We start from the raw sequence: 13752 nt of genomic DNA, 5'->3' as shown, positions 1-13752 counted from the left end.
AAAAGCATAAGGCGAAGATTGTCCATGGACTCTCACAATTCGGGTAGAATGTTCAATTAGCTGGCTGATTAGGCCGTTATTATGAACTGAAAAACCCGGTTTGCAGAGAAAAAAATCGGATATTTTCAGCTTTCGTTAAAACCAACAGATACTTTTTTCCAGTGCCTAGCCAAAGAGCGCCTAAGAGCCAGCTTCCCCTTAACCGGCAAGTCTCTCCTGCAAAGCACAACCAGATCAAAGCCTGCAAGGTCCCGCTGGTGTTGCCTGAAGCTCTCTCTGACTATTCTTTTGACAAGATTTCGATCAACGGCCCGTTTCAGATTTTTCTTGGCTATCGCCATACCCAGCCGAGCTTGAGGCAGCTCGTTTGGAGACGATAGTATGGTAAAAAATCTATCAGAGCTGCTTTTGGACCGTTGAAATACCCGTTTGAATACTGCTGGAGTCAGCAGTCTAGCGGATCGAGGAAGTCTTGCTCCAATTATTTGCAATTGCAGCTGGAAATTAAGGTGTCAGTCGAGTGCGACCCTTGGCACGACGGGCATTAATAACTCTTCGACCACCTCGGGTAGCCATGCGGGCACGAAAACCATGAGTACGGGTACGCTTAAGGTTGCTGGGTTGGAAGGTTCTCTTCATAGCTATATCACCGATAAACAAAAAATCCGCTTTTCCAAGGCCCAACTAACTTAAAAATAAACATAGAGCGGTCGCGCACAGAAAAACCATTCAGAATATGAGCGTAGAGTACCGCGTTGACTGCCAACTTGTCAATAAGCTCTTTGAACACAATGTGGGGCGCAATTTTAGAGTTATAACTAAAAGTGTTGTTTGAAAGGAATTGAAAAAAAGCGGGGTATCTGGTTGATTTGTTGTTGCGAGACATCAAAACAACCATTGGAGATACGCGACCATGAGTAAGAATAACGTTGTTAAGCTGGCAGGTCGAGATACGATTATCGATTCGCTGACAGAGTTGCCGAGAAGCGGTGCAGAGCAGTTGATCTACCAGCCGGTGGAGGCCGATCTGCTGGAGCTGTTGGCGGAGCACGTCGAGCGACGGACAGAGGATGGCAAGGTGGGTGTGGTGCGTAATGGTCACCTGCCAGCTCGTAAATTGCAGACAGGATTGGGGCCGGTCACGGTCAAGATCCCCAAAGTTCGCGCGAAGACCGACGAGCCGGTGGCGTTCCGATCAGCTCTGGTGCCGCCGTATGTACGCAAGACGAAGTCACTGGAAGCGGCGCTGGCGTGGCTCTACCTGAAGGGGATTTCCAGTGGAGAGATGGGTGAAGCCCTGAAAGTGCTGGTGGGTCCGGATGCAACAGGCTTGTCGGCCGGCAGGGTATCGCGTCTGAAGCAGGTCTGGGCAGAAGAATATCGGAGCGGGTGCGAGGAGCGCCTGGATAAGGGCCATTGGGTGCAGACGGTGTCTACAGCGGACAGAGAGCAGAGCAGACGAAGCTGTGTGCCCTGGTGGTGATCGGCGTGAATGAGCGTGGTGAGAAGCATTTTCTGGCAATTGAGGATGGTGTACGGGAGTCCACACAGAGCTGGCGGGAGGTACTGTTGAAACTGAAGTCACGCGGACTGACCCCGCCAAAATTGGCGATCGGTGACGGTGCCATGGGATTCTGGGCTGCGCTGGAGGAAGTGTATCCGGAGACGCGCCAGCAGCGCTGCTGGATGCACAAAACCATGATGCCTGCCAAGGTCAGCTCAGCCGAAAGCGAAGCAGGCACTGGACAACATCTGGCAGTCGGAGACCCAGGCCGATGCGGAAAAGGCCTTTGATCTGTTTATCAAAACGTATGAGCCAAAGTATCCGAAGGCTGCCATCTGTCTGCACAAAGACCGAGAGGAACTGATGGCTTTCTATCAATTTCCTGCGCAGCATTGGCAGAGCATTCGGACCAGCAATCCGATTGAATCCACCTTCGGGACAATCCGCCATCGAACCAAGCGTTCCAAGGGCTGCCTATCGCGTGACGGCATGCTACACATGATGTTCAAACTCGGCCGGTGTGCCGAGAAGACGTGGAGACGATTACGGGGTTTCGATTATCTGGCGAAGGTGATAACCGGAATCAAATTTAAAGAGGGTGTTGAGGTAGCAGGAGTCGATCAGGTCGCCGCTTGATTCAACTGGCTAAACACCAGATTTGACTATAACTCCGGTATATCGGGGAAGTGGCTGACGACGGCTAAGGCACCATAGACAGTCATTGAGTCTTGTCGGGACAGATCCCGCGGACCTGATGGCCGAGTGCGGCATAAACGCGGAAAATGGGGTATTATCGAGATAAGTAGTTAGGAAAAAACGAACGGACAAGGCCATGGAGAATCATTCTGAAGGCGCAGTGATACAGCAACTACAGCCAACCCCGGCATTCCTCTTCCTTGTTGCATTATCGAATGAACCCTCCTGCCAAAAACAATTTCCTATAAATAAGCATCGACGGACTATTCTGGGCGGCTTAGTTCAACAGACATTAATATTTCACTGAACAACAACAAAACTTAGGAGGCAAAAATGGCTGATGAAAATAAACCAAAAAAGGAAATCGTGAAAACAGCCCGTTCCCTTGTGTTTATTAGCCATGATACGCGAGACGCAAAGTTGGCTGAAGCCTTCAGTGGGTTACTGAGAAGCGTAAGTGCTGGCGTGCTTAAGTCGTTCAGAACATCAGATAGGAAAGGGAATCAAGGCATTGAGTATGGTGTCCAGAAATCATCAAGAATATTCAAGATGCCTCTGATATTATTTGCCTTCTCACGGAGAGAAGTGTAAATCGGCCATGGATTCTTTTTGAGGCCAGCATGGCGAAAGGGAAACTAGAAACTCCTATTCTTGGTGTAGCCTTGGGGATTTCTTTGAAAGATGCTTCATCTGGACCTTTTGCACAGTTTCAGAATTTCGGTGATGATGAAGAATCATTGACTAAACTTGTTTTTCAGTTGGTAGATCGCATTCCAAACTCAGAACCAGACGAAGACACAATCAAGCTCCAAGTTGGTAAATTCAAGAAAAAGATTACTGAAATACTGGAAACAAAGAATACCACTACCGCAACAAAAATATCGAAGCCTTCGAGCTGACCTTTACCTGACCTTCCCCCCATCTTAATACCAAGACTTGGATGAGATAATTCATTCTAAGCGGCCCTATTCACAAAGGCCACAGGTGACAAATAATTTAATGCGCTATGAGGCCGCACGTGATTGTAGTGCTCTCGCCATTGATCAATTTCATGTCTAGCGTCATCAATGGACCTGAACCAATGCTGATTTAAGCATTCATTTCTGAATTTACCGTTTAAGCTTTCTACAAACGCATTCTGAGTAGGCTTACCTGGCTGAATAAAACCTAGCTTAACGCCACTTTCTTTTTGCCAGTAGAACATCGCCTTGCTAGTAAACTCAGTACCGTTGTCGCAGATTATTTGATCCGGAGCGCTCCTTAGCTCAATCACCTGAGTTAAAAAACGAGCGACCTGGTGACCATTGATCGAGAAGTCAGAGAGCTGGCCAATAACTTCTCTTGAGTAATCATCAATCACATTAAATACTCGAAAGCGGCGACCATTAGCCAACTGATCACTGACAAAATCCATTGACCAGCGTATATTTTTACCAATGGGCATAATCGTTGGCATTCTTGGTCGTATTATCTTCTTGCGTTTTTTAGTCCTCACTTGAAGACCTTCTTCGTTATAGACTCGGTAGGTCCGCTTCTTGTTTTTCACAAGCCCCTCTCCTCTCAGGAGGCCATGTAAAAACAAATAACCATAACTCGGATGCTTTTTTGCCAGCTCAAGTAACCGTTTGCGTAGAGGCTCATCTTTTCCCCATTGAGTAACGTACCGAAAAGCGGTTCTACTTAAGCCTACTAATTGGCAAGCTCTACGCTCACTTAATTTGAACCGCGACTTAAGGTAGCTCACGATTTGTTTTCTATCAGCAGGCTTTACCACTTTTTTGAGAGCACATCCTTCATCGCCTCAGCTTCAAGCATTTTCTCGGCAAGTAACTTCTTAAGCTTGTTGTTTTCGCTTTCAAGCTCTTTGAGCCGTTTGGCTTCTGAGACATCCATCCCGGCGTATTTGCTTCGCCAGTTATAAAAGCACCCGGTTGAAATGCCGAACTGACGACAAATGTCATCAACTTTTACCTGCTTGATGGCACCAATAATTTGCTCTTCTCTGTAACGCTTCTTCTTCATCTTGAGATCTCCTAATACACAGACTAATTGGAAATCTCATCCTTGTCATGGCTCTATTTCTGGGGGAAAGGTCAACAGAAAGACAAGCTACTTAAAGGTTCCATGCTAGATAGCATGAATACAGAGCCTGCCCAGCGGGTTAAATCGATGGAGAAAAAGATGAACGATAAGCTGCAACGGGTTGGCCAGCGCATTGATGAGGGCGACACATCGAAATGTGGTATTGCGTAATCGCTCAGGAAAAACTCAATGGAGGTTGCCGTATTCAGGCACAAAATCGGCTTTAAACAATCCCTTTTTCGATCGTATGAAACCGATTAACATTGCCGATGTATTACGCTTCGTTCATCAGGAAACAGGATTTTTAAAGCACTTTGAGCATGTTCGCCAGGTACAGTCCGGACAGAGTGATCATTTGAATGATTTACTGGCGGCTCTCATTGGCAATGGAACCTATTATGGCCTACACGGCATGGCCAGCATCTCTGATAGATCATATGATCATCTACGCACAGTACAGGCCAATTATTTGCGACCTGAAACGCTAAACTTCGGCAATGATGCAATTAACGATGCGACAGCGAAATTATCAATCTTCAAGCATTACAATATCCAAAAAGGACTCATTCATGCCAGTGCTGACGGGCAAAAATTCGAATCACGGTTAGAGACTTTTAAAACTCGCTATTCATCTAAATATTTTGGCACGAATAAAGGACTAACATCGATGAACTTGATTGCCAATCATGTAGCCTTGAATGCCCAGATTATTGGTTCCAATGAACATGAATCTCATTTTATTTTGGATCTGCTTCATAACAATACCTCGGAGATTAAGCCGGATATTTTGTCAACGGATACGCACGGCGTTAATCATGTTAACTTTGCTTTGCTGGACCTGTTTGTCTATATCTTTGCGCCGCGCTATGCTCAGTTTGGAACCGTGATATCAGATCTTTTTGATGTAAATGAGGGAGAAGACAATAAGGCAACGCTCTCATTAAAAAAGCCTATTAATACAGAATTAATTATCGATGAGTGGGATATGATACAGCGCATTATTATATCACTACAGCAGAAGACGATAACGCAGGCGACCCTTGTTAGAAAGCTTTCTGGCTATAGTCAAAACCACCCCTTGCTGAAAGCTTTAACTGAATATAATCGTATGCTCAAGGCCATGTACTTACTGGACTATATTGATGATGCCAGTTTAAGAACTTATGTACAGCGAGCCTTGAATCGTGGGGAAGCTTATCATCAATTACGGCGTGCTATTGCACATGTGAATGGCAATCGTTTCCAGGGAAAATTAGACGATGAGATTGTCTTGTGGAATGAATGCGCGAGGCTATTAACCAACGCCATTATCTATTTTAATTCGCTGATACTGACGCGATTACTTGAGCATTTTGAGGGGGAAAGTGACGATAAGAAGTTGGAAATTATTAAGCAAGTTTCGCCAGTGGCTTGGCATAACATCAATTTGAACGGAACTTACAGCTTTAGCTTTGAACAAAACCTACTAGATTTGGATGAAATTATGCAATCAATCGTGCAAAATGAAAATTAAGCCACCTCTGTAGGCCTTGTGGGGTATGGGCTGTAGAGATAAGTGTCACTTTAGGACGGAATGTCCCCAGAACCCCCAAAACAACAGCATTCAATATTCTCCACAGATGATCCTTGATTGTTCCCGTCACTTTCTTGATTGGCTCCAGGCCACCATGATAACCACCGCTCCCAGTCTTTCCTTGCTCATGTCTTACTGGCATAGTGCCAGAGTGACATGGCAAACTCTTTGATCGCCCAGGCATGGGCAGTCTTCAGCGTGCTGTCACGTAGCGCCTTGAACCGTAATTCCTGTCTGCGCGTCATATTCTCCGGGTTGTAGAGCCAGTCATACTGGCGGCCTTTAAGGTCTTCATAGCCATCAGCATGTGCTCTTGGCGACGTGGAATTTATCAAAGACAATCCTCTCTCAGCCCTAGGCAGGCTTTTTAGCATGGCATTGATAAAGGCTTGGCCACATATCCATGGAGGCACTCTCTATCGCTTCTCTTTTGTCAGACTTTCGTACCATGTGCTTTGAGCGTTGGCCTTTTTGCGGTCACTGCCCACGTGCAACACTGTACCTGCATCCTGGTCTGATAAGACTGTTACATAATCATGGCGTTTCTTGAAGGCCGTCTCATCAACACCTATACGTGTTGAGCTGATCTCTTTTCTACGTGCCAGCCCTCGCTTAACCGCTCGCTGCATAATTCCATCAATGGCATTCCAACTCAGCCCCATGAATCGGGAGACTGCCGAGATGGACGCCTCTTTCAACCAGTCGATCACCAGTGCCTCAAGCATTGCAGTAAATTCAGAGCCCGGTTTCAGCAGCGCTTGCGTGAGTCATAGCCCGGTAAGATCTGCTCCACAGGTTGAACAACACTGCTTGGCACCTGCTTCCTGCTCAACCTGTACCGTTACCTCTCCTCCTCTGACAGAGCCGACTCCACACTGCTAACCTGCCAAGGGCTCTTGATACCCAAAATCTGAGTGTATAGATCTTTATCTCTCACAGGGGAGGTACGTTAATCTACCCACTCAATTAGGGAGAAGAGCCAAAATAATAATCAGCAGCGAATTCTTTTCGTGCCCTTCGTGGTGGGTTATACGCTTATTGATGGGTACGATACCAATGCTTGGATCATGGGCGCCGTATCCGGCATCATGCCGCGCCAAAGAAAAAAGGATTCGGCGGCCTGTTCCACCAGCATCCCCCTGCCATCAAGCGACTTGGCCGCCCCACGCTCCAATCCCCAGCGAACAAAGGCAGTGGGCTCGTTTCCATACATCATGTCGTAGGTCCAGCCGCGGGTGGTCAGCAGGGTGTCCGGAATGGCCGGTACCTTGCCGTCAAGGCCCGCCGCGGTGGCATTGATGATCAGGTCGAACTGCCGGTCCGCTAGATCATCGAGGCCGCAGCCCTCAGTTTCACCGTTTTCTCCCAGTTCACAGGCCAGTGCTACGGCTTTGCTTGCTGTGCGATTGGCAACGACCAGAGAGGCGGGGTTTTCGTCCAGTAGGGGGCGTATTACTCCTCTGGAGGCACCCCCTGCACCCAGTAGCAGAATGTGGCTGCTGCGGAGCGGAAAGCCATGGTTGGTCATCAAGTCACGTATCAGGCCGACACCGTCAGTGTTGTCACCTCTGATCCTGCCGTCACTCAGCAGAATCAGAGTATTGGCCGCTGTGGCGACTTTTGCCCGGTGGCTCAACTCATCAGCGAGTTGCCACGCCTCCTCTTTGAAGGGGACGGTGACGTTGAGCCCCCTGCCGCCGCGCGAGAAAAATTCCCTGACATCGGTTGCAAATTCACCCGGATTACCCAGAAGCCGGCTGTACTCTAGCGTCTCTCCCGTCTGCTTTGCAAAAGCCGCATGGATGAGTGGTGACTTGCTGTGCTCAATAGGGTTGCCGATGACGGCATATCGATCAGTCATATTGGCCCTGAAACGCGTTATTCATTGATCCAGCGGGCGGCCTGTTTGGCAAAGTAGGTAAGGATGCCGTCGGCGCCTGCCCGTTTGATGCTGAGCAGGGATTCAAGCACGACAGCACGTTGATCGAGCCAACCGTTTTGTGCTGCCGCCATCAGCATGGCGTATTCACCGCTGACCTGATAAACGAATGTCGGGGCGCCGAAAGTATTTTTAACCCGGTGGACTATGTCCAGATAGAGCATTCCCGGCTTGATCATCACCATATCGGCACCTTCATTGAGGTCGAGCTCCACCTCTCGCAGCGCCTCGTCGGAGTTTGCCGGGTCCATCTGATAGGTATATTTGTTGCCTGTTCCCAGGTTTGCGGTGGAGCCGACGGCATCGCGGAAAGGGCCGTAGAAGCTGGAGGCGTATTTTGCGGAGTAGGCGAGAATGCGGGTGTGGATCTGTCCTGCGGATTCCAGGGCTTCGCGTATCTCTCCGATACGGCCATCCATCATGTCTGAAGGGGCGACGATATCGGCCCCTGCCTCGGCGTGGGAGACCGCCTGCTTGACCAGAACCTCTACGGTCTCATCATTCATCACGTAGCCTGATTGATCAATCAGGCCATCCTGTCCGTGGGTGGTGAAGGGGTCCAGGGCGACGTCGGCTATGATGCCGAGTTCCGGTACCGCCTGTTTCAGGGCGCGCACAGTGCGTTGAGCCAAGCCGTGAGGGTTGTAGGCTTCTCTGGCGTCTTCGGATTTCGCCTCCTGTGGCGTGACCGGGAACAGTGCCATGGCCGGGATACCAAGAGCATGAATCTCTTTTGCCTCTTCTACCAGCAGGTCGATACTCAGACGCTCGATGCCGGGCATGGAGCTGATAGCCTCTTTTTGACCCTTGCCCTCCAGCACGAACACCGGGTAGATAAAATCTGACGGTGTAAGCGTGTTCTCCCGCATCATGCAACGTGAAAAATCGTCGAATCGCATACGACGCATGCGGGTGGCAGGGTAGCGGCTGTTAAAGGCGGATTTGCTCTGCATCTCTCTCTCCGGTTGTCCGGTCTTGGGGTTCAACGACATAAGATACCCCACCCTCTTGCGAGGTTCCAACAGGTTACGGTGTGTTTATGCCATGAAACTCCTTTTGAGATGAATGGCTGGCCATTGTGAGTAAGCAGTATGAGCAGCTAGAGTGGGTCACCCTATATTTTTGATGTGGAAGTTGAGACCTTTGGCGCTCAGGTTTTGCCAGCTTCCCATGAGCAGCCGGTTGGTGGATTTTTGGGCCGACTAGTGTTGCCTGCATCCCTCTGGCATCGGTACTGGAGCGGGTGGTGAATGAGTATGAGGGAGCGGTCAGGCTAGCCAAGGTGGAAATGGATGATAAGGTGGATTACAAGTTGTAAGTGCGCCACCTGTACTTTTCAAAAAGTACTTCGTTGGGCATATGTTAGCAGGTTTGGTGGTTTGAGTGACATGACGGATTAAATGGAACACTCTTTGCAACGCTGTAACGCTGTAACGCTGTAACGCTGTAATGTTGTGATGTGCGCCAAGCTCTCATGACAATTCTCCTCCGACGCTTAATATAGGCGCTTTCGGACTTATCGTTTTCCCCGGATGAGTCCGTTTTTTTGCCTGCATTCGGGTGGTTTTAGAAACGGATAATCTGCCCGGTCCGGGCATCTCTGATGGAAGTGGGCTGTAGGCAGTTGCCCAGGGGGGCGTTAATAATATAGTCCACAGCATTGATCCGCAGCTTTACTTCCAGGGAGCTTCTGGCAGGTCGCAGGTTTGCCCTATTCGCGCTGGTTGATACCAGAGGGGAGTCACAGGCCAGGCACAAGCTGGCGGCAATGGGATGGTCAGTCACCCTGACAGCCAGGGTATTATGCTTCCCGCAGAGCCAATAAGGCAGATTGGGGGCGGTAGGTAGCAGCCAGGTGTGTGGGCCTGGCCAGCTTGCGAAGACCGGTGCCATCTGCGCTTTGCCAAGTTCGCTGATATAGGGCTTGAGTTGATTGAAATCGGCGGCGATAAGAATGAAGCCTTTATCCACAGGCCGCTGTTTCAGTGCCAGCAGGCGATGGACTACACTGCCATTCAGCGGGTCACAGCCCAGGCCGTAGACTGCCTCCGTGGGGTAGGCAATGACGCCTCCCTCACGGAAATAGCGCCGGGCCTCTTTGAGCCTCCAAGAGGAGAGGGGGCTGTTCACTGGCTTAACCCTTCAGGTCTTCCTGGAGTTTTGCATCTTTGGCGATGACGCTTTCAGCATTGGCATCGCGTTCACTTCTGATGCGTTGGGCCAACCCGGGGTCAGCCAGGGCCATGATTTGTGCTGCCAGATAACCCGCATTTTTGGCGCCCGGCTTACCAACGGCCACCGTAGCAACAGGAATCCCGCCCGGCATCTGCACAGTCGACAGCAGCGAGTCCATACCCTGCAGTGGTCCGGCATCCAGCGGGATGCCGATAACCGGCTTCAGGGTGAGTCCTGCCACGGCGCCCGCCAAATGAGCAGCTAGGCCGGCGGCACAGATGAACACGGAACAGCCTCTGGCATCGGCATCTTTTACATAGGTGTGGGTCGCTGCCGGCGTGCGGTGGGCGGAGGTGATCTTGGCTTCAAAAGGAATTTCCAGGGCTTTCAGTACGCCCATGGTGGATTGCAGTATTGGCAGATCAGAATCTGAGCCCATTAAGACTGCGACAAAGGGTGTGGTCATGAGTACTACTCGGTATCAGGTTGGAAAGTGGGTAAAGATACCTGATTTGTAGATATTAGGCTAGGAGCCCATCGGGCTTAGATGATCGTAACGAGGAGAAGCCTTTTTGGCCAAATTTTTCGTAGTATATTCATCCTGAGTCCGACAGGCTCCTAGGTCGTGCCTCAGCTCAATCTACCCAAAAGTTAACGAGTGTTCGCCCAGAAACTCTTAAAAAAGGAACGCAGAGCATGCAGAGGTTTTTCTTGTTTTTTTAAGATGTGACCTTTGCGTACTCTGTGTCCATCTTTACTGTTTCTGAACGAAGACCAGTTAGTAAAATGTGGCTCTCGTTGTGAAGACAGCACGTTATAAAATTTAAAAATCACTGGTCTGCGACATGATGGCGGCTACCAGGCGGTGGATCCAACCATTGTAGTTGCTGTGGATAGTGTTGGCACCATCTTCTGTTTTGTAATCTAAATTGACACTGTCTTTATATTGAATGTTGAATGTTTTAGTGTCGAAAGTAATATCAACCTTTGCAACATGACTTCTCAGATGAAGTACGCCAAGAATATGGCCAGGCGCGATGCTTTTCATTTGCCATCCTAACTTAGCCCCTGCACGCCGTATGACAACAGTAGTTTGTTCCAAGCTGGTACCAGATGGGCTTAATAGTGGACCATTATCAACGTTACGAATAGCGGTTTGCTTGCAACCCGTCAAAAACAGTGTTGCAAGCAAGATACTGACTTAGAAGAGTAATTTTTGATATTTTCATTAATCCCTTGATTCACGTCATAAATCACATCATGACGATATTTTATACCATGTGATGTGAGCACGAATATAGTTCTTTTTTAGGTTATTTGCCAAATATGTTATGCAGAATCGACGGCCTGGATTTTTCAATCCCTATTTTTGTTGTAAACATTATAGAAAGTAAACTTAAAGAACCGCTGATCAATTCATCAATGACATCGGCAATCTATCCCATCCCACCGTTGATGCCAATAATTTGGCCGCTGATATAAGCGGCTTTCTCCGACACCAGAAAACCGACTAATTCGGCAACCTCCTCAGGTGTTCCAGCACGCTGGGCCGGCACCAACTGCTTGAATCTTTTGGTTGTCGAAGAGAGTCTCTGTCATATCTCCCTGAATGATGCCTGGAGCTACCACATTAGCTGTGATTCCTCTGGATGCCAGTTCAATGGATAGAGATTTGATAGCGCCATGCAGGCCGGACTTGGCTGCTGCATAATTTGCCTGCCCTCGATTTCCAAGCTGGCCTGCAATGGATGAAAGAGCAATCACCCTTCCCCAGCGTGTACTCATCATGGGTAGAAGCAAGGGTTGGCATACATGAAAGAACCCATGCAAATTCACGTCGATGACTCTGGACCATTGGTCAAAACTCATACCCGCCAAGGGCGCATCTTCGTGCATTCCCGCATTACTTACCAGCACCTGGACTGGCCCATCCTGCAGAATGCTTTCTATAGCCGATTGACAGGCTGATTCATCGGTAACATCAAAGCAAACCCTCTCTGCAGAACCGCCTGAACTGACAATCTCTTCCACTATAGAGTCTGCACGTTCAGGTCTGGTGGCTGCATGTACCAACACATACATTTTCTGCTGCGCCAGCAGTTTACAGATACTGGATCCAATATCTCCACTACCACCCGTCACAAGCGCTCTTTTCTGAGCAACGGATTTCATGCTGTTATCCCCCTGCTGCAGACATAACCGTTATCTGGCCATCAGCAATTGATATGCCGCCGCTAGTTATTCGAAACCGGTAGATCATAGCATCTGAATTCAATAACAGGGCCTTTGCATTTATCTGCAATGGATCTGGCTTATCATGCAGATAATCAGCATATAGATTGACATCCTTCAGGGCTGCGACAAAACCCTTCACTGGATGGGTGCCATGCTTACGGGCTAACAGACCACCATGTACAGCCATGGCCTGTGCGCCATACTCAATGGCATGCACTGCTGCCAGCTGATGATGGATGCATAGCGGGTTCTGTGACAAGAGATGGGTTTCGCTGCTGCACTGAATAATTGTAGGGTCCCAATGCAGCACTTTATCCAGAAGGCACATACCACCCGAATGCGGGATCAGAGAACACAATTCATCTCGCTGGATCATGGTCTTACCAGGATATTCAATAGCTGATTATTTAAATAAGAGAGGTTTACTTCACCATGCTCCCTGCTAGCCAGCAATTGCATCAGAGGTAGTGAGCGAGCAGCAGGGTTAGCTAGCCGTAACGATTCCAAAGGTAAATCAGTTAATTTGTTTTCTTTGCCAGACGGGTTGAGCGCTATTGTGAGTGATGGCCCAGGGCCTTCCCTCATCAACAACAGGGCTACTGAAAATGGCGCTTTGATCTGGCGTTTTTTGGTCAGCCTCGCGGGTGGTGGATAATCACAAGCCACCAAAAGTACCTGCTGATGATCGGTCATCACCTGGGTAGCCGCTTCAAGTAATCCCGCACTGAAACTTGCATCCCAAGCAGAAATACTGGTGGAAGGCGAGTTTGAACCGGTCAGGATGGACCAATAACCCGCAGATGCATTATGGACGGAATTATGAAACTGTGTGGATGAAATAGGATGCCCTGGCAAGGTGAGTGCTTGCAAAATTTTATCCACAGTACCCAGATCACCACAGGACAACGCAAACACGGTCGCTGGTTTACCCTGCCAGCCTTGCACTGCATCCTGGCCACAATGCAAAGCCATCTGAATCAGGCGCGTGGTACGCCGACGCTCGTTGGCTGACAATAAGTTGGTTTTTGCTATGGGAGGCAATGGGGCAGATACATCGTAGCCATCCGGATGGCTAAATACCTGTTTTGCCTGTTGCCAACTCTCTACTCCAGGCATCACCAATCCAACGCCTGCTACATGCACCTTCATTATGCCGCTCCGAATATCAGACTGGCATTACTTCCGCCAAAGCCAAATGAATTACTCATTACATATTCAAGCTTTTGTTCTTTACCTTGCAGCAGAATATTCGCCTGAATCCGTTCATCCAGGTCATGTGTATTCAGATTTGGGGGTACATAATGATCAGTTATTGCAATACAGCTCAACACTGCATCAACAATACCTGCCGCACCCAGTGTATGACCGGTAAAGCCTTTAGTGGACGAACAGGTTGGGCGACTGGTAAAAACCTTCATCAGTCCTTGATCTTCTGAAATATCGTTCATCGGTGTAGCAGTGCCATGCAGGTTCACATAATCAATATCTGATTCGCAAAGTCTGGAACTGGCGAGTGCCCCGTTCATGGGGTTCTGGGGACATTCCGTC

General features: G+C 48.9%; 15 protein-coding genes and 3 pseudogenes. 4 read left to right on the top strand and 14 right to left on the bottom strand.

What is annotated here, in order from left to right:
* Positions 1–125: 125 nt before the first annotated feature.
* Both rnpA and rpmH read right to left on the bottom strand, forming a co-directional pair.
* Positions 126–491 carry a ribonuclease P protein component gene (gene rnpA / locus MN084_RS18900; RefSeq protein ID WP_241085386.1) on the bottom strand — a complete coding sequence of 122 codons (366 nt, stop codon included), beginning with the start codon at positions 489–491 and terminating at the stop codon, positions 126–128.
* Between the two features lie 13 nt (positions 492–504).
* The gene (gene rpmH / locus MN084_RS18895) at positions 505–639 is read right to left on the bottom strand and encodes a 50S ribosomal protein L34 (protein WP_241085387.1); all 135 of its coding nucleotides are present in this window, start codon (positions 637–639) and stop codon (positions 505–507) included.
* A 274-nt stretch (positions 640–913) separates the two neighbouring features.
* On the opposite strand from rpmH, the pseudogene MN084_RS18890 reads away from it, so the two are divergent.
* From MN084_RS18890 to MN084_RS18880, 3 genes and pseudogenes are all read left to right on the top strand, one after another.
* A pseudogene (locus MN084_RS18890) lies at positions 914–2140 on the top strand (IS256 family transposase).
* A 393-nt stretch (positions 2141–2533) separates the two neighbouring features.
* Positions 2534–2791, top strand: a complete 258-nt coding sequence (locus tag MN084_RS18885; protein ID WP_241085388.1) for a hypothetical protein — start codon at positions 2534–2536, stop codon at positions 2789–2791.
* 29 nt (positions 2792–2820) lie between these two features.
* On the top strand, positions 2821–3099 hold the full coding sequence (locus tag MN084_RS18880) for a hypothetical protein (protein ID WP_241085389.1): 279 nt from the start codon (positions 2821–2823) through the stop codon (positions 3097–3099).
* Positions 3100–3155: 56 nt separating this feature from the next.
* Here MN084_RS18880 and MN084_RS18875 read toward each other — a convergent pair.
* A protein-coding gene (locus MN084_RS18875; RefSeq protein ID WP_330178244.1) for an IS3 family transposase occupies positions 3156–4222 on the bottom strand; the annotation gives its coding sequence in 2 pieces (ribosomal slippage) (positions 3156–3982 and positions 3982–4222; 1068 coding nt in all).
* Positions 4223–4300: 78 nt separating this feature from the next.
* On the opposite strand from MN084_RS18875, the pseudogene MN084_RS18870 reads away from it, so the two are divergent.
* A pseudogene (locus MN084_RS18870) lies at positions 4301–5795 on the top strand (Tn3 family transposase); the annotation flags it as partial.
* Positions 5796–5980: 185 nt separating this feature from the next.
* Here MN084_RS18870 and MN084_RS18865 read toward each other — a convergent pair.
* The 11 genes and pseudogenes from MN084_RS18865 to MN084_RS18815 form a co-directional block, all read right to left on the bottom strand.
* Positions 5981–6268, bottom strand: coding sequence for a transposase (locus MN084_RS18865; RefSeq protein WP_330178243.1), 288 nt, complete (start codon positions 6266–6268; stop codon positions 5981–5983).
* A 3-nt stretch (positions 6269–6271) separates the two neighbouring features.
* Positions 6272–6607: a helix-turn-helix domain-containing protein gene (locus MN084_RS18860; RefSeq protein ID WP_277400219.1), complete on the bottom strand. Its 336-nt coding sequence runs from the start codon at positions 6605–6607 to the stop codon at positions 6272–6274.
* A 275-nt stretch (positions 6608–6882) separates the two neighbouring features.
* Positions 6883–7716 (bottom strand): shikimate dehydrogenase, encoded by an 834-nt coding sequence (gene aroE, locus MN084_RS18855; RefSeq protein ID WP_241085392.1) that lies wholly within the window; start codon positions 7714–7716, stop codon positions 6883–6885.
* A 17-nt stretch (positions 7717–7733) separates the two neighbouring features.
* Positions 7734–8747, bottom strand: a complete 1014-nt coding sequence (gene hemB, locus MN084_RS18850) for a porphobilinogen synthase (RefSeq protein ID WP_241086035.1) — start codon at positions 8745–8747, stop codon at positions 7734–7736.
* 613 nt (positions 8748–9360) lie between these two features.
* Positions 9361–9924 (bottom strand): Sua5/YciO/YrdC/YwlC family protein, encoded by a 564-nt coding sequence (locus MN084_RS18845; RefSeq protein WP_241085393.1) that lies wholly within the window; start codon positions 9922–9924, stop codon positions 9361–9363.
* Positions 9925–9928: 4 nt separating this feature from the next.
* Entirely contained in the window at positions 9929–10435 is a 507-nt protein-coding gene (gene purE, locus MN084_RS18840; RefSeq protein WP_241085394.1) for a 5-(carboxyamino)imidazole ribonucleotide mutase, read from the bottom strand.
* Between the two features lie 357 nt (positions 10436–10792).
* A complete protein-coding gene (locus MN084_RS18835; protein ID WP_241085395.1) occupies positions 10793–11161 on the bottom strand; it encodes a hypothetical protein in 369 nt (122 codons plus the stop codon).
* A 244-nt stretch (positions 11162–11405) separates the two neighbouring features.
* Positions 11406–12141 (bottom strand): annotated as a pseudogene (fabG, locus tag MN084_RS18830) (3-oxoacyl-ACP reductase FabG).
* A 4-nt stretch (positions 12142–12145) separates the two neighbouring features.
* Complete coding sequence (locus MN084_RS18825) at positions 12146–12580, bottom strand: phosphotransferase (RefSeq protein WP_241085396.1); 435 nt, start codon at positions 12578–12580, stop codon at positions 12146–12148.
* On the bottom strand, positions 12577–13320 hold the full coding sequence (locus MN084_RS18820) for a beta-ketoacyl synthase chain length factor (RefSeq protein ID WP_277400220.1): 744 nt from the start codon (positions 13318–13320) through the stop codon (positions 12577–12579). The genes MN084_RS18825 and MN084_RS18820 overlap by 4 nt, the downstream gene beginning before the upstream one ends.
* 32 nt (positions 13321–13352) lie before the next feature.
* Positions 13353–13730 (bottom strand): hypothetical protein, encoded by a 378-nt coding sequence (locus MN084_RS18815; protein WP_241085398.1) that lies wholly within the window; start codon positions 13728–13730, stop codon positions 13353–13355.
* Between the last annotated feature and the right edge of the window lie 22 nt (positions 13731–13752).

Source organism: Candidatus Vondammii sp. HM_W22, from assembly GCF_022530855.2.
Taxonomy (GTDB): domain Bacteria; phylum Pseudomonadota; class Gammaproteobacteria; order Chromatiales; family Chromatiaceae; genus Vondammii.
The sequence above is the reverse complement of the archived record's forward strand: the minus strand, read 5'-3'. Positions and strand labels throughout refer to the sequence as shown.

Bases quoted from the DNA above. Each gene is read 5' to 3' on its own strand.
- rpmH (WP_241085387.1), bottom strand. From the start codon at position 639: ATGAAGAGAACCTTCCAACCCAGCAACCTTAAGCGTACCCGTACTCAT.
- MN084_RS18885 (WP_241085388.1), top strand. From the start codon at position 2,534: ATGGCTGATGAAAATAAACCAAAAAAGGAAATCGTGAAAACAGCCCGT.
- MN084_RS18880 (WP_241085389.1), top strand. From the start codon at position 2,821: ATGGCGAAAGGGAAACTAGAAACTCCTATTCTTGGTGTAGCCTTGGGG.
- aroE (WP_241085392.1), bottom strand. From the start codon at position 7,716: ATGACTGATCGATATGCCGTCATCGGCAACCCTATTGAGCACAGCAAG.
- hemB (WP_241086035.1), bottom strand. From the start codon at position 8,747: ATGCAGAGCAAATCCGCCTTTAACAGCCGCTACCCTGCCACCCGCATG.
- purE (WP_241085394.1), bottom strand. From the start codon at position 10,435: ATGACCACACCCTTTGTCGCAGTCTTAATGGGCTCAGATTCTGATCTG.
- MN084_RS18825 (WP_241085396.1), bottom strand. From the start codon at position 12,580: ATGATCCAGCGAGATGAATTGTGTTCTCTGATCCCGCATTCGGGTGGT.
- MN084_RS18820 (WP_277400220.1), bottom strand. From the start codon at position 13,320: ATGCCTGGAGTAGAGAGTTGGCAACAGGCAAAACAGGTATTTAGCCAT.
- MN084_RS18815 (WP_241085398.1), bottom strand. From the start codon at position 13,730: ATGAACGGGGCACTCGCCAGTTCCAGACTTTGCGAATCAGATATTGAT.